This window comes from Micromonospora sp. NPDC005172 (assembly GCF_040608555.1).
GTDB lineage: Bacteria > Actinomycetota > Actinomycetes > Mycobacteriales > Micromonosporaceae > Micromonospora.
Genome location: NZ_JBEXIL010000008.1, coordinates 65144 through 89847 on the forward strand (window position 1 = coordinate 65144; position 24704 = coordinate 89847).

Annotated in this window: 15 protein-coding genes; 9 read left to right on the top strand and 6 right to left on the bottom strand. The window is 73.6% G+C overall.

Annotation, left to right across the window (positions count from 1 at the left end; genetic code table 11):
* Position 1 precedes the first annotated feature (1 nt).
* The 3 genes from ABZV06_RS07800 to ABZV06_RS07810 are packed head-to-tail and all read right to left on the bottom strand — an operon-like array spanning position 2 to position 9223.
* Complete coding sequence (locus ABZV06_RS07800) at positions 2–7216, bottom strand: amino acid adenylation domain-containing protein (protein ID WP_355619588.1); 7215 nt, start codon at positions 7214–7216, stop codon at positions 2–4.
* A gap of 1 nt (position 7217) precedes the next feature.
* Positions 7218–7439: an MbtH family NRPS accessory protein gene (locus ABZV06_RS07805; RefSeq protein WP_355246306.1), complete on the bottom strand. Its 222-nt coding sequence runs from the start codon at positions 7437–7439 to the stop codon at positions 7218–7220.
* Positions 7436–9223 (bottom strand): non-ribosomal peptide synthetase, encoded by a 1788-nt coding sequence (locus ABZV06_RS07810; protein ID WP_355619591.1) that lies wholly within the window; start codon positions 9221–9223, stop codon positions 7436–7438. The genes ABZV06_RS07805 and ABZV06_RS07810 overlap by 4 nt, the downstream gene beginning before the upstream one ends.
* Positions 9224–9374: 151 nt before the next feature.
* On the opposite strand from ABZV06_RS07810, the gene ABZV06_RS07815 reads away from it, so the two are divergent.
* From ABZV06_RS07815 to ltaE, 4 genes are read left to right on the top strand one after another with little or no spacing between them, the layout of a single operon-like run.
* The gene (locus ABZV06_RS07815) at positions 9375–10898 is read left to right on the top strand and encodes a lyase family protein (protein ID WP_355619594.1); all 1524 of its coding nucleotides are present in this window, start codon (positions 9375–9377) and stop codon (positions 10896–10898) included.
* A 4-nt stretch (positions 10899–10902) separates the two neighbouring features.
* Positions 10903–11838 carry a kinase gene (locus tag ABZV06_RS07820; RefSeq protein WP_355619596.1) on the top strand — a complete coding sequence of 312 codons (936 nt, stop codon included), beginning with the start codon at positions 10903–10905 and terminating at the stop codon, positions 11836–11838.
* Complete coding sequence (locus ABZV06_RS07825; protein WP_355619599.1) at positions 11838–14111, top strand: pyridoxal-phosphate dependent enzyme; 2274 nt, start codon at positions 11838–11840, stop codon at positions 14109–14111. The genes ABZV06_RS07820 and ABZV06_RS07825 overlap by 1 nt, the downstream gene beginning before the upstream one ends.
* Positions 14108–15145, top strand: a complete 1038-nt coding sequence (gene ltaE, locus ABZV06_RS07830) for a low-specificity L-threonine aldolase (protein ID WP_355246320.1) — start codon at positions 14108–14110, stop codon at positions 15143–15145. Before ABZV06_RS07825 ends, ltaE begins: the two co-directional genes overlap by 4 nt.
* On the opposite strand, the gene ABZV06_RS07835 is transcribed toward ltaE, so the two are convergent.
* Complete coding sequence (locus tag ABZV06_RS07835) at positions 15132–18245, bottom strand: amino acid adenylation domain-containing protein (protein ID WP_355619602.1); 3114 nt, start codon at positions 18243–18245, stop codon at positions 15132–15134. The genes ltaE and ABZV06_RS07835 overlap by 14 nt on opposite strands.
* A 319-nt stretch (positions 18246–18564) precedes the next feature.
* Here ABZV06_RS07835 and ABZV06_RS07840 point away from each other — a divergent pair, with 319 nt between their 5' ends.
* The 3 genes from ABZV06_RS07840 (at position 18565) to ABZV06_RS07850 (ending at position 20900) form a co-directional block, all read left to right on the top strand.
* Positions 18565–18834, top strand: coding sequence for a hypothetical protein (locus tag ABZV06_RS07840; RefSeq protein ID WP_355246326.1), 270 nt, complete (start codon positions 18565–18567; stop codon positions 18832–18834).
* The gene (locus ABZV06_RS07845; RefSeq protein ID WP_355246329.1) at positions 18834–19871 is read left to right on the top strand and encodes a hypothetical protein; all 1038 of its coding nucleotides are present in this window, start codon (positions 18834–18836) and stop codon (positions 19869–19871) included. Before ABZV06_RS07840 ends, ABZV06_RS07845 begins: the two co-directional genes overlap by 1 nt.
* A 99-nt stretch (positions 19872–19970) precedes the next feature.
* Positions 19971–20900, top strand: a complete 930-nt coding sequence (locus ABZV06_RS07850; RefSeq protein WP_355246332.1) for an LLM class F420-dependent oxidoreductase — start codon at positions 19971–19973, stop codon at positions 20898–20900.
* A gap of 13 nt (positions 20901–20913) precedes the next feature.
* Here ABZV06_RS07850 and ABZV06_RS07855 read toward each other — a convergent pair whose 3' ends face one another.
* Positions 20914–21336 carry a hypothetical protein gene (locus ABZV06_RS07855; protein ID WP_355246335.1) on the bottom strand — a complete coding sequence of 141 codons (423 nt, stop codon included), beginning with the start codon at positions 21334–21336 and terminating at the stop codon, positions 20914–20916.
* A 120-nt stretch (positions 21337–21456) separates the two neighbouring features.
* On the opposite strand from ABZV06_RS07855, the gene ABZV06_RS07860 reads away from it, so the two are divergent.
* Together ABZV06_RS07860 and ABZV06_RS07865 are read left to right on the top strand one after the other, a co-directional pair.
* Positions 21457–22209, top strand: a complete 753-nt coding sequence (locus tag ABZV06_RS07860) for a hypothetical protein (protein WP_355619605.1) — start codon at positions 21457–21459, stop codon at positions 22207–22209.
* Positions 22206–23483: an FAD-binding protein gene (locus tag ABZV06_RS07865; RefSeq protein ID WP_355619608.1), complete on the top strand. Its 1278-nt coding sequence runs from the start codon at positions 22206–22208 to the stop codon at positions 23481–23483. Before ABZV06_RS07860 ends, ABZV06_RS07865 begins: the two co-directional genes overlap by 4 nt.
* Positions 23484–23534: 51 nt before the next feature.
* On the opposite strand, the gene ABZV06_RS07870 is transcribed toward ABZV06_RS07865, so the two are convergent.
* The gene (locus ABZV06_RS07870; RefSeq protein WP_355619611.1) at positions 23535–24674 is read right to left on the bottom strand and encodes a site-2 protease family protein; all 1140 of its coding nucleotides are present in this window, start codon (positions 24672–24674) and stop codon (positions 23535–23537) included.
* Between the last annotated feature and the right edge of the window lie 30 nt (positions 24675–24704).

Here is a 24704-nt window from a genome sequence, read left to right on the forward strand (position 1 = left end):
CCTAGTCGGCGGATGTCCAACCCCGCTCCCGCAACACGTCGGAGATCCGGGCCGCCAGCACGGCCGCGTGTGGCGCGTACACCAGGTCGTGGTGGTTTCCCGGCACCGGCACGACGTAGACCGGTCCACGGGTGCGTGCCCGCCAGCTCGCCGGGTTGACCGGTGGGTTCGTCAGCGTGGGATGCCTCTCGGTGGCCGTGAACAGGTGGATCGGGGCGCGGATCGGCGCGCGGGGCGCGTACCGGTCGGCGGCCCGGCCGTTCGCGGTGAACACCGCCACCATCCGGCGCAGCGTCGCGGTGTCCGCGCCGCGCGGCACCCGACCCCGCCTCTGCGCGTCGCGCAGCAGGATGGCCAGCGCCTCCTGCTCCTCGGCGGCGGCCAGCTCGGTGACCTGCGCCGGGTCCAGTTCGGCGATCAACCCGTAGCGTTCCAGCTCGCTGCGCCCGGTGAACCAGGGCTCCAACTCCTCCCGCCCGAACGCCCGCGCGTCCAGGACACCGAGGAAGTCGACACGCTCGCCGGCCGCCTCCAGAAGGGACGCCATCTCGAAGGCCACGTTGCCGCCGAAGGACCAACCGGCCAGTCGGTACGGCCCATCCGGCACCGCCGCCCGGATCTCGTCGACGTACCGCTGGGCCATCTCCTCGATGGCCACCAACGGCTGATCGTCGGTGTTGTAGCCGACCGCCTCGATGCCCTGCACCGTGCACACGCCGGCCAGATCCCGGGCGAGCTGCGCGTAACAGGCCACGTCGCCGCCCTGCGGATGGACCAGGAACAGCGGCGGCTGCGTGGTCGGCCCGTCGGCCAGCGTGACGAGCAACCGGTCGGTGGTGGCCGATGCGCTGCCCAGCACCGCGGCGAGCCGTTCCACGGTGGGGTGGGTGAAGACCACGCTGAGCGGCACGGCGACGTCCAACTCGCCGCGGATCGCCTCGACGAGGTCCACCGCCCGCAGCGAGTGGCCGCCGACGGCGAAGAAGTCGTCGCGTACGCCGATCGGGCCGTGACCCAGGACCCGTTCCCAGATCCGCACCAGGGCCAGCTCCAGGATGTCGCGTGGGGGCAGCGCGTCGGCGCGGGCCACCGGAGCCGGTGCCGGGAGCCGGGAGCGGTCCAGCTTGCCGTGCGGGGTCAGCGGCAGCGCGTCCAGCGCGGTCAGGCGGGCCGGCACCGACTGCTCGGGCAGCGTGTCGGCGAGCTGGTCGCGCAACCCGCCCAGGTCGACGTCGGGGCCGGCCACGACGTAGCCGGCCAGCTCCCCGTCGTGTACGGCCGCCGCCGCGGCGCGGACACCCGGGCAGGCGGCCAGCGCGGCCTCGACCTCGCCCAGCTCCACGCGCACGCCGCGGATCTTCACCTGCTGGTCCCGACGGCCGTGGAAGACCAGCCGGCCGTCGGCACGCCAGCGGACCAGGTCGCCGGTGCGGAACAGCCGGCCGCCGGGCCGCCCGAACGGGTCCGGGACGAACCGCTGCGCGGTCAACCCGGGGGCCCGCTGGTAGCCCCGGGCCAGCCCCGGCGAGCCGAGGTACAGCTCGCCCAGCGCGCCCGGAGGCAGCAGCTCACCGCGCGGACCGAGGACGTGACAGCGCACGTACGGGATGGGCCGTCCGATCGGTGCCGCGCCGGCCTCGTCACCCACCTCGTGGTACGTCGAGGTCATCGTGGCCTCGGTCGGGCCGTACTGGTTGACGAGCGCGATGCTCGGGGAGAGCTGCCGGGCGGCGCGGACGTGCTGGGCGCCCAGCGCCTCGCCGCTGACCAGGCCGAGACGCACCGATTCAGCCGCACCCGGCCTGCCGGCGGCGGCGGTGGCCAGCGCGGTCAGCATCGGCGGCACCAGCGTCAACAGCGCCGTCACCCGGTGCCGCTCGATCGCGGCCAGCAGGGCGTACGGGTCGCGCGTCGCGCCGTCCGGCGGCAGCACCACCCGCCCGCCGACCACCAGCGGGCCGAAGATGTCCCGGATGGACGCGTCGAACGAGATCGCCGCCAGTTGCAGCACCACGTCCCGGTCGGTCAACCCGATCGGCCCGCTCAGGTACGCCAGGAAGTTCGCGATGCCCCGGTGCGGGGTCGGTACGCCCTTCGGCGCCCCTGTCGACCCGGAGGTGTAGTAGATCGCGGCCCGGTCGTCGGGGTGCGGCACGTGCTGAGGATCGGTGGCCGGTTCGGCGAGCACGGCAGGCCACTCCTCGTCCAGGAGGTGGACCGGTACGCCCTCGGTGGCGGCGGCCGGCCCGCGTCGGGCCAGCGCGTCGCGGCAGGTCAGGATCAGCCGGGGCGCGCTGTCCGCCACGAGGTGGGTGAGCCGCCCGGGTGGGGCGGTCGGGTCCAGCGCGACGTACGCGCCACCCGAGCGCAGCACCCCGAGCAGCGCCACCACGAGGTCGATCGAGCGGGGCAGCGCCACGCCGACCACGACGTCCGGGCCGACGCCGCGTCGACGCAGCCAGTGGGCCAGCCGGTTGGCCCGCCCGTCCAGCTCGGCGTAGGTCAGCTCCCGCGCCCTGGCGGGCGCGTCGTCGGGGGGCGCGGCCAGGCACACCGCGACGGCGTCCGGGGTGCGCGCCGCCTGCCGCGCCACCAGCTCCGGCAGCGACGGCCGCTCCGGCGCCGGTTCGCCCATCCCGCTCCACTGGGCGAGGAGTCGCCGCTCCTCGGCCGTCGGGCCCAGCTCGGACAGCCGCCGGTCCGGCTCGGCCACCACCGCCTCGACCGTCCGCGCGTACGCGGCGGCGAACGCCTCGACGGTCGCCGCGTCGTACAGGTCGGTGGCGTACTCCACGGTGCCGCGCAGCCCCTCCGGGGTGTCGAGCACCGACACGTTCAGGTCGTACTTCGCGCCGCCCGGGCCGAGGTCCATCGTGTTCACGGTGACCCCGGGCAGCCGCAGCGCCGCGCCGTCGCGCTCCTCCGGACGAAAGCCCACCTGGAACAGTGGGTTGCGCGACGGGTCCCGGGCGACCCGAAGCTCCTCGACCAGCCGCTCGAACGGCACGTCGCGGTGGGAGAAGTCGGTGGCGGCGGCAAGGCGCACCCGATCCAGCAGCCCGGCGAAGGTCGGGTCACCGCCGACGTCGCCGCGCAGCACCAGGGTGTTCACGAAGCAGCCGACCACCGGCTCCAGTTCGGCGTCGTCCCGGCCGGCCACCGGCGTGCCCACCACCACGTCGTCCTGCCCGGTGAAGCGGGCGAGCACGACCTGGAAGGCGGCGAGCAGCGCCATGAAGGTCGTCGCGCCGCAGCGCCGGGCCAGCTCCCGTACCGCCCGCGCGGTCTCGCCGGAGAGCGCGAAGTCCACCCGGTCACCCCGCCCCGACCAGGTGGCGGGCCGGGGCCGGTCGGTGGGCAGGGAGCAGTGCGGCAGGTCGGCGAGTCGGACCCGCCAGTGCCCGAGCTGGTCGGCGAACGCGGCCTGGCCGCGCTGCTGCTGCCAGTAGGCGTGGTCCGCGTACGTCAGCGGCAGCTCCGGCAGATCCGGCGTCCGGCCGGCGACGAGGGCCGCGTACGCCGTGCCGACCTCCCGCCACAGCACACCGAGCGACCAGCCGTCCACCGCCGCGTGGTGCAGCACCAGCACCACCGTGTGGTCGTCGTCGGCGACCCGCACGATCCGCGCACGAGCCTGCGGGCCGCCCGCCAGGTCGAACGGTCGGGTGGCGTCCTCGCTGGCGAGTCGGAGCACGGTGGAGTCCTCGACGCCGGGCAGGTCGGTGCGGACCACCTCGCACGGCGGGCCGGGGACCTGCCGGTCACCCACGCCGTCCGCGACGAACCGGGCGTTCACCGCGTCGTGCCGGGCCAGCACCGTGCGCAGCGCTCCGGCCAGCGCCGACGTCGACAGCGGTCCGCGCAGGCGCAGCACGCTCGGCACCAGATAGCTGCCGTCGCCGGGGTTGAGGCGGTCGAGGAACCACAGCCGGCGCTGCGCGTACGACAGCGGGGCGACCGCCCCGGCCGGCCGGACGGTCAGCGGCGGACGGTCGGCGGCGGCCGCGGTGGCCCCGGCCTGGTCGCCGCTGAGCGTGGTGCCCCCGGCAGTCAGCGCGGCGGCCAGGTCGGCCGGGGTCGGGTGGGCGAACAGGGTCCGCAGGGACACGTCCACGCCGGTCGCCGCGCGGAGCCGGGACGCCACCTGCAACGCCCGCAGCGAATGCCCGCCGAGCTGGAAGAAGTCGTCGCGTACGCCGATCCCGTCCCGGCCGAGCACCGCCGTCCAGGTGTCCACCACGAGACGTTCCAGGTCGGTCCGTGGCGCGAGGTGCCCGGGCCCCGCCGGACGTACGTCTGGTGGGGGCAACGCGGCGCGGTCCACCTTGCGGTTGGGGCTGAGCGGCAGCTCCGGCAGCTCGACCAGCAGGCTGGGCACGAACGCGTCGGGCAGAGTGCCGCGCAGGTACGCCCGCAGCGTGGCCACCTCCAGCGGTGCGTCGCGCCACACCACGTACCCGACGAGCTGCCGGTCGGCGTCCTCGCCCCAGGTGGTCACGGCCGCGCCGGCCACCGCCGGGTGGGCGGACAGCGCGGCCTCCACCTCGCCCAGCTCGATCCGGTTGCCGCGCACCTTGACCTGCGTGTCCGCCCGCCCGACGAACTCGATCGTCCCGTCCGGGCGCAGCCGGGCCAGGTCGCCGCTGCGGTAGAGCCGGCCGCCGGAACCGAACGGGTCCGGTAGGTACCGCTCGGCGGTCAGCCGGGGTTGCCCGGCGTACCCGCGACCCACCCCCACCCCGCCGACGTACACCTCGCCGATGACTCCGACCGGGACCGGACGCAGGGCCGGGTCCAGCACGTACACCGTGTTGTTGGGCAGTGGCCGACCGATCGGCATCGGTCGGTCCGGTCGCACGGCGTGCACCTCGTACGCCGTGCACCACACCGTCGTCTCGGTCGGCCCGTACAGGCACCAGAACCGGGACACCCGGCCGAGCATCGCGGCGGCCAGCGCGCTCGGCACCGTCTCGCCGGACGCGCCGGCGCGCAGGTCCCCGCCGGTCCAGCCGGCGTCGACGAGCATCCGCCACATCGTCGCGGTGGTCTGCATGACGGTGGCCCCGCCGTCGGCCAGCAGCGCGCCGAGCGCCACGCCGTCGGTGGCCGTCCGGCGCGACGCGAGCAGCACCGTAGCGCCGACGGTGAGCGGACTGAGCAGTTCCGGCAGCGACAGGTCGAAGGCGTGCGAGGCGACGGCGGCGACCACGTCGGCCTCGGTGACCTCGAAGAGCCGCACGAACGCCACCGTCAGGTTGACGATGGCCCGGTGCGGCACCATCACGCCCTTGGGCCGCCCGGTGGAGCCCGACGTGTAGATCAGGTAGGCCAGGTCGTCGGCGGTCGTGGCGGTGGCCGGTGGTGTGTCGGGCAGCCCGGCGAGCCGGTCGTCCGCCCGGTCCAGGCGCAGCAGCCGCGGGCCGGGCGGGGCGCCGAGACGGTCCCACACGTCGCCGGTGGTCACCAGCAGCCGGGCCGCGCTGTCGGTGAGGACGTGCCGGACCCGGTCGGCCGGATGGTCCGGGTCGACCGGCACGTACGCGCCGCCGGCCTTGAGGACGGCGACAAGCGCGACCACCAGCTCGGGCGTACGGTCCAGGCAGACGCCCACCGTGACGTCGGGCCCGACGCCGTGGTCGACGAGCAGGTGCGCCAGGCGGTTGGCGCGGCGCTCCAACTCGCCGTAGGTCAGCGCGGCGTCGTCGCAGCGGACGGCGACCGCGTCCGGAGTTCGTCGGGCCTGCTCGCCGATCAGGTCGGAGAGCAACTCGTGGTGCGGGTACGCGGCGGCGGTGTCGTTCCACTCGCCGACGATCCGGGCGTGCTCGGCGGACGGCAACACCGTGAGTGCGGCGACGGGGCTGTCCGGATGGGCCACCGCGTCGGCGAGCAGGCACAGGTAGCTGTCGACCAGACGCGCCACGGTGGCCGGCTCGAACACGTCGGTGGCGTACTCGACGAACCCGGCGAGCCGGCCGTCGCGGCGGGTCAGCACCAGCTCGACGTCGAACTTGACCGTGCCGGTGCCGACCGGCACCGGCTCGACCACGCAGCCGGGCAGCTCGAACGGGGCGGTCTCCTCGTCCTGCACGGTGAACATGGCCTGGAACAGCGGGTTGCGGGACAGGTCCCGGGCCGGGCGCAGCTCCTCGACCAACCGCTCGAAGGGCACGTCCCGGTGCTCGTGGGCGTCGACGACGGCGTCGCGGACGTCGTGCAGCAGGGACGCGAACGGCCGGTCCGGGCGCACCCGGTTACGGATCACCACGGTGGTGCCGAAGAACCCGACGACCGACTCCAGCTCGGGGTGCTCCCGGTCGGCGAAGAGGGTGCCCACCGCGACGTCGGTACGACCGCTGAACCGGTGCAGCACGGCGGTGAAACCGGCCAGCAGCGCGTGGAACAGCGTCACACCGTGGCGGGTGGCCAGCTCGCGGACACCGTCGGCGAGCGCGTCGGGCACCGCGAAGTCGTACCGGTCGCCCCGGCCCGTGAAGACCGGCGGTCGGGGATGGTCGGCCGGCAGCTCCAACGGCGACAACCCGGCCAGCCGCTGACGCCAGTAGGCGAGCTGCCGGGCCAGTCGTCCGCCGCGCAGCTGTTCGCGTTGGTGGTACGCGTGGTCCACGTACCGCACGGGCAGCTCCGGCAGGGCCGGGACGGTACCCGCCAACAGAGCCCGGTACGCGGCGGCCAGCTCCGCCCAGAGCAGCGCCATCGACCAGCCGTCGACCGCGATGTGGTGGACCACCAGCACGACGTACCACTCGGTCTCGTCGGCGGTCAGCAGCTCGGCGCGCAGTGGCAGGCCCGTCGCGAGGTCGAAGGGCTGCCGGACCAGTTCCCGGGCCCGGGCCAACGGGTCCTCGACCGTGCGGACGGCGACCGGGATCTCGCCCAGCTCGTGCGGCACCGGCCGGGGTCGGCCGGCAACCTCCGGGTAGCTGGTGCGCAGCACCTCGTGGCGCTCCATCACGATGCCGATCGCGAGCCGCAGCGCGGCGGCGTCGAGCGGGCCGTGGACCCGCAGCACCTCGGCCACGTTGTAGTCCGGTGCGCCGCCGAGGAACCGGTCGGCCAGCCACACCGACTCCTGGGCGGGCGAGGTGACGAGCTGGTCGTCGGGGCAGCGGGGCAGGGCGGGCGACGGCGCGGCCCGGCTCGCCTCGCGGGCCGCGCGTAGCCGTTGGGCCAGCAGCTCCGCCGTGCTCGACACGTCAGGCCACGTCGTCCGGCGCGCCGTCCAGGTGCCGGCGCAGGCTCGCCGGGCGCATGTCCACCCAGACCCGCTCGACGTGGTCGAGGCACTCCTCGCGGCTGCCGGTGGTGCCCTCGGCCCGCCAACCCGCAGGCACCGGCCGCTCGGCCGGCCAGATCGAATACTGCTCCTCGTGGTTGACCACGACGCTGTACGACAGCTCGTCGATGTCGCTCGTCACCGCGCTGCTCCCTCCAGGTCCGCCAGCACGAGCCGTTCCAGCTCGGCCGCGGACGCCGCGATCGTCGGGTGGTCGAAGATCAGCCGCAGCGGGATGTCCAGGCCGAACGCCTGCCGCAACCGGCTGAGGACGCGCACGGCGAGCAGCGAGTGCCCACCGGCGGCGAAGAAGTCCGTGTCGACGCCGATCCGGTCGACGCCGAGCACCGCGCACCAGATCTCCGCGACGGTCTCCTCGGTGACCGTCCGGGGCGCCAGCAACGCGCCCTCGTCACCACCGGGCGCCGGCAGTGCCGCCAGCGCGGCCCGGTCGACCTTGCCGTTGGGGTGCAGCGGCAGCCGGTCGAGCACGGTGAGGTGGGTGGGCACGGCGTAGCTGGTCAGCACCGTCCGCAGGTGGGCGCGCACGTCGTCCACCGAGAGGCCCTCGGCCCGTCGGGGCACCAGGTAGGCGGCGAGGTGTTTCGTGCCGGCGCCGAGTGCGAGCACCACCGCGTCGGCGACCTCCGGATGGCCGCGCAGCGCCGTCTCCACCTCGCCCAGCTCGATCCGTACACCACGGATCTTGACCTGGTGGTCGACCCGGTCGACGAACGTCAGCGTCCCGTCCGGACGTTGCGCCCCGCGGTCGCCGGTGCGGTACATCCGCGCGCCGAAGCCGTCCGGGTCGGGTACGAAGGCCGCGGCGGTGCGCCGTGGGTCACCCTGGTAGCCGCGGGCCAGGCCGACCCCGCCGATGCACAGCTCGCCGACGTCGCCGGCGCGGACCGGCTGGTGCCGGGCGTCGCGCACGGTGACCCGGTTGCCGGTCATGGGCTGGCCGATGGGCACGCTCGCGCCGTCCGCGCGGCCGTCGGCCGGCCGGCAGATGTGGTACGTCGAGTCGATCGACACCTCGGTGGCGCCCCAGGTGTTGTCGAGCGAGACCCCGTCGGGGAACCGCGCGAAGAACCGTCGTACCAGCTCCGGACGCAGCGCCTCGCCGCTGCACAGCACACTGCGCAGGCGGCTCAGCCCGGCCACGTCGGCGTCGGTGAGCGTCTCCAGGAAGAGGTCGAACACGCTCGGCACGAACTGGAGGTGCACGACCTCGTGCCGGATCGCCGCGTCGATGATGGCCCGCGGGTCGCGGTGCGCCCCTGGGGCGAGCATGGCGACCCGACCGCCGACCAGCAGCGGCCAGAGCAGCTCGACCGCCGCGTCGTCGAAGGTCAGCGTGGTCTTCTGCAACACGGTCTCGCCGGGCTGGAGGTGGTGCCGCTCCTGCATCCAGCGCATCCGGTTGGCCCAGCCGCCGTGGGTGCAGGCGACGCCCTTGGGTCGGCCGGTGGAGCCGGAGGTGTAGTAGATCGCGCAGAGCTGGTCCGGGTGCGGCGACGTCGGGTCCAGCGGGGCGCAGTCGGCGGGGGTGGCGTCGGGGACCACCACGGTCCGGCCGGTGGCCCGTACCTCGTCGACCAGGGCCGGGCCCACCACGCAGACGGTCGCGGCGGCGTCGGTCAGGATCGCCTCCCGGCGGACGGCGGGCGTCTCCGGCTCGATCGGCACGTACGCGCCGCCCGCGCGCAGCACGGCCAGCACGCCGGCCACCATGTGCGCCGACCGGTCCAGGATGAGCCCGACGGGTTGGTCGGCACGGACACCGGCGTCACGCAGTGCGGCTGCCAGGTCGCCCACCCGCCTGTCCAGCGTCGCGTAGTCGAGCGTCCCGTCGTCGTCCACCACGGCCGTCGCCGACGGTGTCCGGTGGGCCTGTCGCGCGAACATCTCGTCCAGTGACGTCACGGCACCTCCTCGCCGCCAGCCACGGTGCCAGAGTCCGCTATCGATGCGCTTTCGCCGCGGTATGTCGCGGACCGGCGAATATCGACAGGGGTTGTCACGTCGCTGCGGGCCTGGGTATGTTTCTGCGGCCGGCGCAACGGGGAGGCCGATCGTGAATACCAGCGCGCCGTCCGGTCTGACCGGGCGGATCGACGAGCCACCCGACCGGCTGCTCCACGACGAGGTGCTGGCGCCGCAGTTCCACTTCGAGGTCGAGCACCTGCTGCCGTCGTACGTGGCGGTCGAGAAGGTCCTGGCGCTGGAATACCAGCGGATGGGGCTCCTCACCGCCGACCAGGCGACAGCCGTGGCGGCCGGCCTGGACAGCGCCGGCCCGGCCGCGCTCATCGCCGACCCGGTGGCCAACCTGTCGGATCTCGCGTTCGCCCTGGAACGGCACGTCGAGGCGGCGCTGACCGAGCCGCTGCCGCTCTGGCACGTCGACCGCAGTCGCAACGATCTCCAGGCCACCGCGCAGTTGCTCTTCGGCCGGCAGCAGGTGGTCGGGGTGGCGCAGGCGCTGCTCGGGCTGGGGGCCGCCCTGCACCGCCGGGCCGGCGCGTACACCACGACGCCGATGCCCGGCTACACCCACTTCCAGGCCGCGCAGGTGATCACGCCGGGCTTCCACCTGGCCGCGTTCTCCGGGCACGTGCTGCACACCCTGCGTCGGCTGCTGAGCACGTACGACGGGATCGACGCCTGCCCCCTCGGCGCGGGCGCGATGGCCGGTCAGGACCTCCCGTGGGACCGGGACCGGATGGCCCGGCTGCTCGGCTTCCGGGCGGCCCAGCCGCACGCGCTGACCGCGGTGGCGTCCCGGCGCTGGGTGCTGGAGGTCACCGCCGAGTTGTCCCTGTTCGGCGCGGAGACCAGCCGGTTCGTCACCGACCTGATCACCTGGGGTGGCAGCGACCTGGGCTTCCTGGACCTGCCCGACGAGTTGAGCGGCATCTCCTCGGCCATGCCGCAGAAGAAGAACTTCCCGATCCTGGAACGAATCCGGGGCCGCTCGGCGCACCTGGCCGCCTTCCACACCGACGCGCTGCTCGGGCAGCGCAACACCCCGTACGCCAACCTGGTCGAGGTGTCCAAGGAGGCCGGCACCTACCTGCACTCCGCGATCAGCGCCACCCGGTCGCTGCTACGGCTGTTGACCGCCGTGGTGGACGGTCTGCGCCTGCGCCCCGAGAAGATGCTGGCCGCCTGCGAGCGCGAGTTCCTGGGCGGGTTCGCGCTGGCCAACCTGCTGACCCTGCGCGAGGGCGTGCCGTGGCGGCGGGCCCAGGTGCTCGCCGGCCGGTACGTGGTGGCCGTGGCGTCGGCCGGTCGGGCACCCCGGGACACCGACCCCGAGCTGCTGGCGGCGACCACCGCCGCCGAGGGTTACCGGCTGGTCGACCCGGCGACGTTGCTGCGCGAGGCGTTCGACGTGCACGCGGGTCTGGCGGCTCGGCGCACCACCGGCTCGACCCGGCCGTCGGCAGTGGTCGAGCTGCTGTCGACGCAGGCGCACGAGTACGACGAGCTACGGGCGCAGTGGGAGCGGCGGGCCGCGACCGACCGGGCGGCGACCGAGGAGACCGACCGGCTGCTGGGGCTGGCCCCGGCCGGCGTGGGCCACGGGATCGGCTGACGACATGGGCGAGGGGGCGTGCACGGCCGATCGGGACGCGCTGCTGGCGGCCACCGGCCGGCTCGGCGTCGGTACGGCGTTCGGCACCTTCGGCGAGCTGTTGCAGGGCGTCCTGCCCGACGCCGACCGGGACTTCCTGGTGACGTTCCCGATGGCCCAGTGGGCGACCGCCACCTTCTGGCCGACGAACGACCTCGACCACATCCGCGTCTTCCCCCGGCACAAGCGCAAGTCGGCCCGGCTGGCGGCCACCATCATGGAGCTGTTCGGCCTGTCCGGCGGCGGTGTGCTGGAGCTGGGCGGCGAGCTGGCCGAGGGCAAGGGCTTCGCCAGCTCGTCGGCGGACCTGGTGGCCACCGCGCGGGCGGTCGGGGACGCGTTCGGCATGCCGCTGAGCGAGCGCACCATCGAGTCGCTGCTGCGCCAGATCGAGCCCTCCGACGGCGTCATGTACGACGGGATCGTCGCCTTCTACCACCGTGAGGTGCGGCTGCGGGAGAGGATCGGCGTCCTGCCCCCGCTCACCGTGGTGGCGCACGACGAGGGCGGCGCGGTCGACACCATCCGTTTCAACCGCATTCCCAAGCCGTTCGACGACGCCGACAAGCAGGAGTACGCCCACCTGCTCACCGCCCTCACCGCGGCGGTACGCGCCGGTGACCTGCCCGCCGTCGGCCGGGTCACCACCCGCAGCGCCGTCCTCAACGGCAAGCTGCGTCCGCGCCGGCACTTCGACGTGGTGCACCGGCTCTGCCGCGACGTCGAGGGTTACGGCCTGGTCATCGCGCACAGCGGCACCGCCCTCGGCGTCCTGCTCGCCGAGGACGACCCGGAACGCGCCGCGAAGATCGACCACGTACGCCTGGCCTGCGCCACGCTGCCCGGCCAGGTGACCGTGCACCGGTCGCTCGGCGCCGACGAACTTCCCGGGAGCGGCTGATGCGCTTCGATGCGATCCGCGACGCCATCGGTCACACCCCGTTGGTCCGTCTGCGGATGCCCGACACACCGGCCGTCGAGGTGTACGCGAAGCTGGAGTTGCAGAACCTGTACGGGATGAAGGACCGGGTCGCCCGCGCGATGATCATCGAGGCGCGTCGGCTCGGTGTGCTCGCCGACGGTGACCCGGTGGTGGAGAGCTCGTCGGGCACCATGGCCCTCGGCGTGGCCCTGGTCGGCCGCTCGCTCGGGCACCCGGTGCACATCGTCACCGACCCCCGGATCGACCGGGTGACCCTGGCGAAGCTGCGCGCACTCGGCTGCGAGGTGCACGTCGTGTCGGCGATGACCTCGCACGGGTGGCAGAGCGCCCGGATCGAGCGGCTTCAGGAACTGCTGGCCGGGCTGCCCGGGGCGTTCTGGCCGCAGCAGTACACCAACCCGGACAATCCCGGTGCGTACCGGTGGCTGGCCGACGAGGTGCTCGCCGACCTCGGCCCGTTCGACGTGCTGGTCGGCTCGGTGGGCAGCGGCGGGTCGCTCTGCGGCAGTTCCCGGGCGCTGCGCCGACGCCTGCCCGAGCTGCGGGTCGTCGGGGTGGACTGCGTGGGCAGCATGCTGTTCGGTCAGCCGGACCAGCCGGGCCGCCTCCAGAGCGGTCTGGGCAACAGCCTCCTGCCAGCGAATTTGGACCGCCGGCTGATCGACGAGGTGCACTGGCTCAACGACCACGAGGCGTTCGTGGCCACCCGGGAGTTGGCCCGCGAGCAGCAGATCTTCGCCGGCAACACGTCCGGCTCGGTCTACCGGGTGCTGTGCGACGTGGCCCGTCGTACCCCGCCCGGTGGTCGGGTGGTCGGCATCTTCCCCGACCGTGGCGACCGGTACGCCGACACCGTCTACGACGACGACTACTGGGCCGCCACCGGGCTCACCGCGCTGCCGCTGGCCGCCGAGCCGGCCGTCGTCGAGCCGGACACCGTGGTGACCTCGTGGTCGCGGGCGGCCCTCGCACCGCCGGCCGACCAGCGGCACCTGCTCTTCGTCGAGTCCAACACCACCGGCACCGGGATGCTCGCCCTGCGCCGCGCCGCCGACCTGGGCTTCCGTCCGGTGCTGCTGACCGCCGACCCGACCCGGTACGCCGGACTGGCTCAGACGGGGGCCGAGGTCCTGGTCTGCGACACCGCGTCGGTGCCGGCGCTGCGCGCGTTCGTGCAGGCCCGCTACCGCCGCGAGGAGTTGGCCGGGGTGACGAGCACGAGCGACTTCTTCGTCCCGGCGGTGGCCGAGCTGACCGGCTGGCTCGGGCTGCCCGGCAACCCCGTCGACGCGGTGCTGACCTGCCGGGACAAGGGTCGGCTGCGGGTGGCGCTGGACGCCGCCGGGGTGCGCCAACCCCGCTACGCGATCGTCGAGGAGAGCCCGGCCGCGACACTCGCCGCTCGGGTGGCGGCAGCGGTCGAGCAGGCGGGCCTGCCGTGCGTGGTGAAGCCGGTCGACGACTCCGGGTCCAACGGCGTCCGGCTCTGCGCCACCGTCGCCGAGGCGCTCGCCCAGACCGAGCGCGTCCTCGCCGTACGCCACAACGTGCGCGGCCTGCCCACCGCCCGGCGGGTGCTGGTGGAGGCGTACCTCGACGGACCGGAGGTGAGCGTGGAGCTGTTCGGCACGGGCGAAACCCAGCACTGCCTGGGCATCACCGACAAGCGGGTCGACCCGCCGCCGTACTTCGTGGAGCGGCAGCACGTCTTCCCGGCAGGGCTGCCACCGGAGGCCGCCGCGGAGGTGACCGACCTGGTTCGCCGGGCGCTGACGGCGGTGGGCATGAGCGTCGGCGCGACACACACCGAGGTGCGGCTCACGCCCGCCGGGCCGGCCCTGGTCGAGATCAATCCGCGGCCGGCCGGTGGGATGATCCCCGAACTCATCCGTGCCGCGACGGGTGTGGAACTGCTCGACGCGCAACTGCGCGCGGCGACCGGCCTGCCGGTGACGCTCACCCCGACCAGCAAGGGGTACGCGGGTATCCGCTTCCTCACCGCCGACCGCGCCGGCACCCTCGCCGGCGTGGACGGGGTCCAGGAGGCCAGCCGCTGCGCGGGAGTACGGGGGGTGACCGTCACCGCCGGCCCGGGCACGCCGGTCCGGCCGCCGGAGAACGCGTACGACCGGGTGGGGCACCTGATCGCCGTCGGGGACGACGTCGCCCAGGTGCTCGCCGTCCTCGCCGAGGCCGGCGACCTGCTCACGGTGCGGGTGGACGTGTCGTGATCGAGCTGCGCAGCGACACCTTCACCCTGCCCACCCCGGCCATGCGCGACGCGATGGTCCGCGCCCCACTCGGGGACGACGTGTACGGCGAGGACCCGACCGTCCGCGAGCTGGAGGAGTTGGCCGCGTCCACGCTGGGCAAACAGGCGGCGTGCCTCACCCCCAGCGGCACGATGGCCAACCTGGCGACGATCATGACGCACGCGCCACGCGGCGCGGCCATGCTCGTGGGCGCGGAGAGCGACATCTACATCTACGAGGCCGGTGGCGCGTCGGTCTGCGGCGGCGTGACCTACCAGCCGGTGCCGAACCAGCCCGACGGCCGTCTGCTGCTGAGCGACCTGGCCGCCGGGTTCCCCGACGACCCCGACGACCCGCAGTTCGCCGTACCCGCGTTGATCTGCCTGGAGAACACGCAGAACCGCTGCGGCGGCAAGATCCTGCCCACGGCCTACCTGGCCGAGGTCCGCCGGTTCGCCGACGAGCGCGGCGTTCCGGTGCACCTCGACGGCGCGCGGATCTTCAACGCGGCGGTCGGCGCGGGCATCGACGTCGCGGAGATCGCCCGGTACGCCGACTCGGTGCAGTTCTGCCTCTCCAAGGGGCTCGGCGCGCCGATCGGCTCGATGGTGGTCGGTGATGCCGACGTCATCGAGCGCGTGCGTCGGATCCGCAAGATGCTCGGCGGTGGGATGCGCCAGGCCGGCGTCATCGCGGCGGCCGGCATCATCGCGATCCGCGAACACGGCCGGCTCGCCGAGGACCACGCGAACGCCCGTCGACTCGCCGAAGGGTTGGCCACCATCGACGGGATCGAGGTCGATCCGGCGTCGGTGCAGACCAACATCGTCATGTTCCGGGTGCCGGAGCACCGGCTGACCCGGGCGCGGTTCCTCGCCGAGGCCCACGCGGCGGGGGTGGCCCTGGCCGAGTTGGGGCACGGCCGGGTCCGGGCGGTCACCCATTCGGGTGTGACCGGCGCGGACGTCGAGCGCGCGCTGACGGTGATCGACGAGGTGCTCAGCCGGCCCTGAGCGCGGCCCGTACCTCGCCGGTCGTGGCGTCCGGGTGGGCCGTCACGACGTCGAGGACGCGGCGCAGGTCGGTCAACAGCCGCCCGCCCTCGGCCGGGCTCACCGCGTCGTCCTCGATCAGCAGACGTAGCACCAGCTCCGGGGTCGGCTCCACCACCAGGGTCAACGGGTAGCCGGTGCTTTCCACCACGTCGACCGGGGACAGTCCGGCCGGCAGGGGCGGGTGGTTCTGGAAGACCACGATGCTGTTGAACAGCGGTGTGCCCGGTGGCAGTTCGCTGGCGCGGGTGATGTCGGTCAGCGACTGGTGCTCGTACTCCCGGCTGGCGACCTGCTGGGCCTGCACGGCCCGCAGCGTCTCGGCGAAGGGTGCGTCGGGGTCGAACCGCACCCGTAACGGCACCGTGTTGATCAGTAGGCCGACGATCGAGTCCGCGCCGGGCAGGTCGTCGGGTCGGCCGGCCACCGTCACCCCGACCACCACGTCGTCGCTGTCGGCGTACCCGGCCAGGACCAGCGCCCACGCGCCGAGCGTCACGGCGTACGGCGTCACGCCGGCGCTGGAGGCGTGGCCGGTCAGCGCGGCCCGCAGCCGGTCGGTGAGGGGCAGCCGTGCCACGCCGGTGCCCGGCAACCCCACCTGCCGTTCGACGGCGGGGAAGTCCACGGTGGCGGCGCTGCCCGGCGCGGGCACCGGAGGGCGAGGCAGCGGGGTGGGCGCCCCGAAGCCGGCGAGCAGCCGCTTCCAGTGGTCGGTCGCCCGGTCCGCCTCGGCCAGCCAGCGCAGATGCCGCCGTGGCGGGATCACCGGCTCGCGTCGCCCGTCCAGCACCTCGGCGAGCAGGATGGCCAGGCTCCACCCGTCGAGCAGCAGATGGTGGAAGGTGAGCACGAGGTCGACGCCCTCTGTCGCCCGGCGGACGAGCGTGAGCCGTACCGGCGGCGCGGCGCCCAGGTCGAACCCGGCGTGGCGCTCGTCGGCCAGCAGCCGTCGCAGGTCGACCGGCCCGTCGAGCACCCGCACGTCGGGTGGGTGCCCCTCGTGGACGAGCTGCACCGGCTCGGCGACGTCCTCCCACCGGACGGTCGTGCGCAGCGCCGGATGCCGGTGCACCGCCTCCCGCCACGCGTCCGCCAGCACGGCCACGTCCACCGGCCGGTTCAGCCGGTAGACGTGCTGCTGGAGGTAGTCCGCCGCGCCGAGGGAGAGCAGGGTGTGAAAGAGCATGCCCTCCTGCATGGGGGTCAGCGGGTACCCGTCGACCGGCCGCGCCGGACCGCCCGGCGGACCGCTCAGCAGCGCCGGGTCGACCGGGCAGAGCGCGAACGGCGGGCCGTCCCGCAGCTCCGGCGTCGGACCGGCCACCTGGACGTGCGGCGTGAGCGCGGTGAGCGTCGGGTACGCGAACAGCTGCCGGGTGGTCAACCGGAGTCCGGACCGGCGTGCCAGCGCCACCACCCGCATGGCCAGCACCGAGTCACCGCCCAGGGCGAAGAAGTCGTCGTCGGGGCCCACCCGGCCCCGCTCGAGCACCTGTGACCAGAGCGCGGCCAGTCGGGCCGGCACGCCGTCGGCTGGCGGGTCCACCGGCTCCGGCCCGTCGTCGGGTGGCGCGGGCAACGCCCGACGATCGGTCTTGCCGCTCGGTGTGACCGGGAGGTGGTCCAGGTGCACGAACAGGGCGGGCACCATGTAGTCGGGCAGCCGGCGGGTCAGCCGGGCACGCAGCTCGTCCACCGGGGAACCGGGCGGGGCCACGTACGCGACCAGCTGCGGATGCCCGGAGGCGAGATGCCGTACGGTCACCGCCGCCTCGCGGACCCCCTCGTGCTCCAGCAGCGTCTGCTCGATCTCGCCCAGCTCGACGCGGTTGCCGCGGATCTTCACCTGCCCGTCACGGCGGCCCACGAAGTCGAACTCGCCGTCGGGTAGCCGGCGGGCCAGGTCACCGGTGCGGTAGAGCCGGCCGGAGCCGCCCGGGTCGGGCACGAACACCTCGGCCGTCAACGCCGGGCGACGGTGGTAGCCGCGGGCCAGGCCGATTCCACCGATGTACAGCTCGCCGACGACACCGGTGGGCGTCGGGGTCAGGTGGTCGTCCAGCACGTGCAGGCTGACGTTGGCGATCGGGACGCCGATCGGCACGCTCGTCCCGTGCAGTGGCGGCCGGACCCGGTGTGCGGAGACGTCCACCGACGCCTCGGTGGGGCCGTACAGGTTGTGCAGGTCACCCGGGAGCCGCCGGGTCGCCTCCCGGGCCAGGGCGACCGGCAGGGCCTCACCGCTGCACATCACGCGTCGGAGCGTCGGCATGGACGGCAGGTCGGGTTCGGCCAGGAACTGCGCCAGCATCGTCGGCACGAAGTGCAGCGTGGTCACGTTCCGCCGGACGACCGTCGCCGCCAGGTAGGCGGGGTCGCGGTGCCCGCCCGGACGGGCCAGCACCAGCCGGGCCCCGGCGACCAGCGGCCAGAAGAACTCCCACACCGACACGTCGAAGCCGTACGGGGTCTTCTGCAGCACCACGTCGTCGGCGCGTAGCCGGTAGGTGTCCTGCATCCAGCGGATCCGGTTGACGATGCCCCGGTGTGGCACGCACACGCCCTTGGGTCGGCCCGTCGAACCGGACGTGTAGATGAGGTAGGCAAGGCTGTCCGGGCTGGCGCGCCGGGGCGGTGGGGTGGTCGGCCCTGGCTGCGCCGACTCGTCGTCCACGACGCACCACCGCGCCGGGTCGACGCCGGGAACCCGGTCGAGCAGGTGGCGCTGCGCCAACACGACCGGCGGATCGGCGTCGTCGAGCTGGTAGCCCAGCCGCTCGGCGGGCAGGTCCGGGTCGAGCGGCACGTACGCCCCGCCGGCGACGAGCACTCCGAGCAGCGCGACGACCAGGTCGACCCCACGTTCGGCGACGACCCCGACCGGGGTGTCCACATCGATCCCGCGAGCGCGCAGGCGATGGGCGAGCCGGTTGGCGCGGGCCACCAGATCGGCGTAGCGCAGCTCCCCGTCGTCGGCCAGCACGGCCACCGCGTCGGGCGTCCGGGCGGCCTGCTCGGTCACCAGGTCGTGCAGGCACGTCTCGTCGGCTCGCGGCACGCCGGTAGTCCAGCACAGCGCGCTGTCGGCGAGCTTTCGATCGGCTATCCCCACGGCCGACGCATAGTCCGACACCGGGCGTTTGTCGCTAACCGGACAAGACGGTAAAGCCCCTGGTAGAGCACCCTTGAGGCAGGTGAGGAGACAGCGGATGTCGGGCCACATCCCCACTCTCCGGAGACACCCTCCATCGCGGGCGACGTCGCCCAACCGGCGCGTCGCCCACGTGCCCGACAACCCCACGCATCGTGGATCCCGCCTCGTCCGGCGTCGCTCACCCGCGCGCCCGACCCGGCGACCGAATCAGAGAGGCCCTGTCATGGCGGCTCCTACCGCGACCGCAGCCCTGAACGCATCCGTCTTCGCGCCGGGTGACCAGATGCTGCTGACCGTCACGTACTCCGACGCCGACACCAAACCGCTGACCGTCACCATCGTGGTCACCGACGCGCAGGGCAACAGCAGCGCGCCGGTCAAGGTCACCGCGGTCATCGACCCGCTCACCGTGAGCGTCTCCGACAACTCCGGGCGTACCTGGACCCGGGTCTCCGACAACGGCTCCGTGGCCGTGTACCGGGCGGTGGCGTGATGCCCCGGGTCACCGTCCAGGTCCGTGACTCGGCCGGCAACACGGCGACGACAGGTGTCGACTACAGCCTGCGCCAACCGGTGCTCGGCGGCTACTACCTGTCCGGCGGGGCCGACCCCACCGCCGACATGGCCGGCGGCAACTTCCGCTCGCTGACCCAGTACCGCAGCTTCGCCGACGGCTACATCTTCCCCGGCTACAATCGGCCGTGGCTGGTCAACCTGGGCAAGGCCGGCGTGCAGATGAACATGGTGCTGGAGTTGAAGCACTACGGCGCCGGCGACGCCGGGCCGCAGACCTTCACCGTGGACGGCGTCACCTACACCGTGCCGGCCCCGGCGATGACGATCCAGCAACGCCCCGGCACCACCTGGCCGAAGGCGTACGGCTACACCCAGGTGCTCAACGGCCAGTGCGACGGGTTGTTCGCTCGTGCCCTGTCGCAGTACCGGACGCTCGGCTTCGGGGTGAACATCCAACTCGCGTCCGAGTTGGACACCGACCACGAGTTCGGCACGACCGAGGCCGGCAAGGCGTACACCTGGGCCGAGTCGGACGCGCGGGCGGTGCAGGCCGTGACCTACATCGTCACCTGGTTCAAGGCCCGGACCCTGCCCACCGGGACGACCTTCTCGGTCGGTCTGGGTGGCTTCGACCGGGCGTGTTTCCAGCGCACCCACCCCGAGTCACTGATGTCGCGGCTGGACTACCTCCAGTGGAACGCCTACGCGACGGCCGTCGGGCAGACCGCGCTGGCCCGCTTCCGCCGGACGAAGGACTGGGCGGTGGCGGATCTCGGCCCGGTGGCGCTGTCCCGGCCCGTGATCATCGCGGAGTACGGGGTGCGCGCGGCCGAGATCCCCAACCAGCCGGCCTGGATCGCCACCGTTCCGGCGGCGATCGCCCAGCTCAACGCCGAGCGGGGGCCTCTCATCGCCCGGACCAACTACTTCAACTCCGGGTGGGGCACCCTGTCGCCGAAGTCGGCCGGCTTGGCGGCGCTGCGGACCGCGTACGCCACCAGGCCGTACGTCTGATCCACGCAGCGGCTCCGGGGTGGCCGGGTGGGCGACCCGGCAGGGGAGGAAGCCGGCCGTCCCGGAGCGGCAGCCGAGGCGGCTATCTATGCTCGGAGCATGGAACTGCGGATCTTCACCGAACCCCAGCAGGGCGCCACGTACGACCAGCTTCTCGCGGTGGCGCGGCACGCCGAGGACGCCGGTTTCGGCGCGTTCTTCCGATCCGACCACTACCTCAAGATGGGCTCGGTGAGCGGCGACCCCGGCCCCACCGACGCGTGGACCACGCTGGCCGGACTGGCCCGTGACACCAGCCGCATCCGACTCGGCACGCTGATGACCGCCGCGACCTTCCGGCTGCCCGGCCCGCTGGCGATCACGGTGGCGCAGGTGGACCAGATGAGCGGCGGTCGCGTGGAGCTGGGCATCGGCACCGGCTGGTACGGCGACGAGCACACCGCGTACGGCATCCCGTTCCCGGCCCTGGGTGAGCGGTTCGACCGGCTCGAAGAGCAGCTCGCGATCATCACCGGGATGTGGGACACCCCGGCGGGCGAGACGTTCAGCCACCCGGGCCGGTACTACCCGGTCAGCGACTCCCCGGCCCTGCCCAAGCCGGTGCAGCAGCCACGCCCTCCGATCCTGCTCGGCGGGATGGGGCCGAAGCGGACGCCCCGGCTGGCCGCCCGCTACGCGGACGAGTTCAACCTGCCGTTCGCGTCGGCGGCGGACTCCGCCGCGCAGTTCGACCGTGTCCGCGCGGCGTGCGGCGAGATCGGCCGCGACCCGGCGGAGCTGGTCTGGTCCAACGCGCTCGTGCTCTGCTGCGGCCGCAACGACGCCGAGGTGTCCCGCCGGGCCGCCGCCATCGGCCGCGACGCGGACGAGCTGCGGGCCAACGGCGTCGCCGGTACGCCCGACGAGGTCCTGGACACCATCGGCCGGTACGCGAAGATCGGCAGCCAGCGCATCTACCTCCAGGTGCTGGACCTCGGCGACCTGGACCACCTCGACCTGGTGGCGAGCGAGGTGCTGGCGAACCTGTGAGCCGGACGGCCGGTCAGGCGCGGTGCTGCGCGTGCCGGCCCGGGTCGCCCAGCACGGTGTCCAGCCGGCCGTCGCGGTCACTGTCCACATAGGTGATGTCCGGTACGCCGTCACCGTTCACGTCGATCTGGACGATGTCGGCGACGCCGTCACCGTCGAGGTCGGTGACCACCTCGACCGACCCGTCCAGGTGCCGCGTCACGATCGACCGCGACTCGCCGACCGGCTCGCGGGGCGGTGGCCCGGGCGCAGGTACGGGCGTCGGCGCGGGCGCGGGTGCGGGTGTCGGACGGGGGCCGGGCGTGGGTCCCGGGTGGTTCGGCAACCGGACGCCCGGCGGCGCGCTGGCCTGCTCGACCACACTGCCGGTCGGGTCCAGCTCCTCCTCGGAGGGGAAGACGTCACCTCGTGCGGCCGGATCACGGTAGCTGCTCATGGGCGTAGGGTTCCCCGACGACGACGAGAACAACCGTGCCCGATCGACCGGTGTCCCTGGTGCCCGGTTCGGCGGAAGATGTCGGGACCGACGCCACGGTCATGAAACGGGGGTCCGAGCGTGGAATTGCGCCGGAATCGGGGGGCCCGTGCGCTCGCCCTGGTGTGCGTACTCGGTGGAGTGCTTCTGTTGGTCTATCCCAGCGACCGCGCCCTGCTACGGACGATCATCGCGGTGGGCGCGATCGCGCTCGGCGCGGTGGCGCTGGTCAGCGCGTTGCGGCCGTTCCGGTTCGGAATCCACGCGGACGGGCTCAGCATCCGACGACCCGGTCTGCGCCGGGAGTTCCGGTGGGCCGAGGTCGAGACGGTGGTCCTCGACGAGCCGCCTCGGCGCGACGGTTACCCGACGCCGCCGAGGCTGTTGCTGGTGCCGGCGCAGGCTCTGCCGCGTGAGCTGGTGACGGCCCGACACCCGCTCGACGGCCGGCCGGCCATCGAACTGCTCGTCCTCGACCAGGTCCGCGAGCAGCCCGAGCAGGTGGCCGAAGCGCTCACCCAGCATGGCGGAGACCGCTTCGTCGACCTGCTCGCCCGGCGGCGCGCCGCCTTCGCCATCCCGGATCTCACTGTCGGCCTGCGCGGTTATGCGATGGACCGGGTCGATCGGCTGATCCGGCGCGGCCAGGACGCCCTGCTGTCCGGCGACGCGGCGGCCCGGCAGGCAGCCCGGGGTGAGATCGAACGAGCCACCGCGGCCGGTCTGCCGATCGCCCAACGTGGTTACAACACGTCCCAGACGGATACGGTTCTGGACGCGCTCGTCGCCGCCCTGGCCGACCAGCAGTCCACCGATCGGGAGACCGCCACGTGACCACCCCGGGACCGAACGCCACCTCGACCGCAGCTCCCGAGGTGCCGCGCCGCAACTGGGCCGGCAACGTCCGCTACGCGGCCCGGGCGTTCCACCGGCCGACCTCGCTCGACGAGCTGCGTCGCCTCGTCGCCGGCAGCCGGCGCGTTCGCGCGCTGGGCACCGGGCACTCCTTCAACCGCCTCGGTGACACCGACGGCGACCTGGTCAGCCTCGCCGGCCTGCCCGAGAGCGTCGCGGTGGACCGCGAGCGCGCCCAGGTCACCGTGAGCGGCGCGATGCGCTACGGCGACCTCGCCCGACACCTGCACACCCAGGGGTACGCCCTGGCCAACATGGCCTCGCTGCCGCACATCTCGGTCGCCGGCGCGGTGGCCACCGCCACCCACGGCTCCGGCCCCACCCACGGCAACCTGGCCAGCGCCGTCGCCGGCCTGGAGCTGGTCACCGCCGACGGCGACCTGCTGCGGATCGACCGCGACACCGACACATTCGCCGGGATGGTGGTGGGGCTCGGCGCGCTCGGCCTGGTCACCCGGGTCACCCTGGACCTGGTGCCGACCTTCGAGCTGCGCCAGTACGTACGGCTCGACCTCGACCCCGACGCGTTGGACGAGGCGTTCGACTCGGCGTACAGCGTGAGCGTCTTCACCGACTGGCGTACGCCCCGACTGCGGGAGGTTTGGCGCAAGCAGTTCGCGGACCAGCCGCCCCCGGAGGCGGACTGGCTCGGCACCACCGCCGCCGACCAGCCCCGGCATCCGGTCCTCGGCATGCCGCCGGAGAACTGCACCCCGCAACTCGGCGAGCCGGGCCCGTGGCACGAGCGGCTGCCGCACTTCAAGCTCGGCTTCACCCCGAGCAGCGGTGACGAGTTGCAGTCCGAGTACCACCTGGCGCGCAGCGCGGCGGCCGACGCCCTCGCCGCGCTGGCCGACGTGGCGCACCTGATCGCCCCGGTCCTGCACGTCTGCGAGCTGCGGACGGTGGCCGCCGACGAGCTGTGGCTCAGCCCCAATTACCAGCGGGACAGCTTCGTCGTCCACTTCACCTGGATCGCCGACACCGACGCGGTGCTGCCCGTGCTGGCGGCGGTGGAGGAGCGCCTGGCGCGGTTCGCGCCGCGCCCCCACTGGGGCAAGGTCTTCGTCACCGACCCGACCGAGCTGGCCGCCCGCTACCCCCGCCACGCCGACTTCACAGCCCTGCTGACCAACCTGGACCCCAAGGCCAAGTTCCACACCAACCAGCTAGACCACTACTTCCCCCGGTGATCATGAAGTTGTTGCCTTCGGGCGCGGCGTGTCGGCGCAACAACTTCATGATCACTGCGAGGAGGCGGGGGCGCGCAGGGTGGCGCGTTGGGCAGCGCGGGAGATGTCGCTGGGGGAGACGATTCCCGTCAGGCGGCCATCGTCGCCTACCACCAGGGCGCGACCGTCGGCGCATTCACTGAGCCGGGGGAGCAGGTCGTTGAGCTGTTCGCCTGGCTGGGCGAGCACCAGCTCGTCGGCCCGGCAGGCGACCTCGGCCAGCGTGGTCGACGCCCGTCGCTCGGCGGGTACGCCCCGCACCCGGTCGACGGTGACCAGGCCGGTCGGACGACCCTGCTCGGTCAGCGGCAGCGCCGAGTGCCGGTACGCGAAGAGGTAGTGGTCGACGAAGTCGGCGACCGTCATGTCCGCCGAGGCGGTCTGCGGCTGTGGCGTCATCACGTCGACGACCCGGATTCCGCGCAGCGCGGTTCCGGTGCGGGCCTGCCGCTCCTCCATCCCGGCGGCGCCGATCAGGAACCAGCCGATCAGCGCCAACCAGAGCCCGCCGAAGCCGACGCCGGACAGGAACTGCCACAACCCGAGGCCGATGAGCAGCGCGCCGAGGACCCAACCGGCCCGAGCGGCGACCACGGACGCCCGGGTCCGGTCGCCGGTGGCCTTCCACACCGCCGCGCGCAGCAGCCGGCCACCGTCCAGCGGCGCGGCCGGCAGCACGTTGAAGATCGCCAGCAGCACGTTGATACCGGCCAGCCACGCGACCGCGCCGAAGAGCAGCCCACCCTGCCCGGCGAGCGTTATCAGCAACGCGATGGCGCCGAAGAACGCCCCGAGCAGCAGGCTGACCAGCGGGCCGACACCCGCGATGCGCAGTTCCGCGCCGGGGTCGCGCGGCTCGCCCTTCAGCTCGGCCACGCCACCGAACAGCCACAGGGTGATGCCGTCGACGGTCAGCCCGTTGCGCTTGGCCACCACGGCGTGCGACACCTCGTGGGCGAGCAGGCCGACGAAAAAGACCACCGCCGCCGCCAGACCCGCGAGGGTGTACGCCACGGGTGAGCGGTCCGGGTACGAGCGGGGGAACTGGTTGGCGGCCAGCCCCCACGCGATCAACGCGAAGATGACCAGAACGCTCCAGTTGACGCCGACCGGCACCCCCGCGATCCGACCGAGCCGAAAACTCGCCCTCATCCTGGGCTCATACCCCCGGCTGGGCGAGCC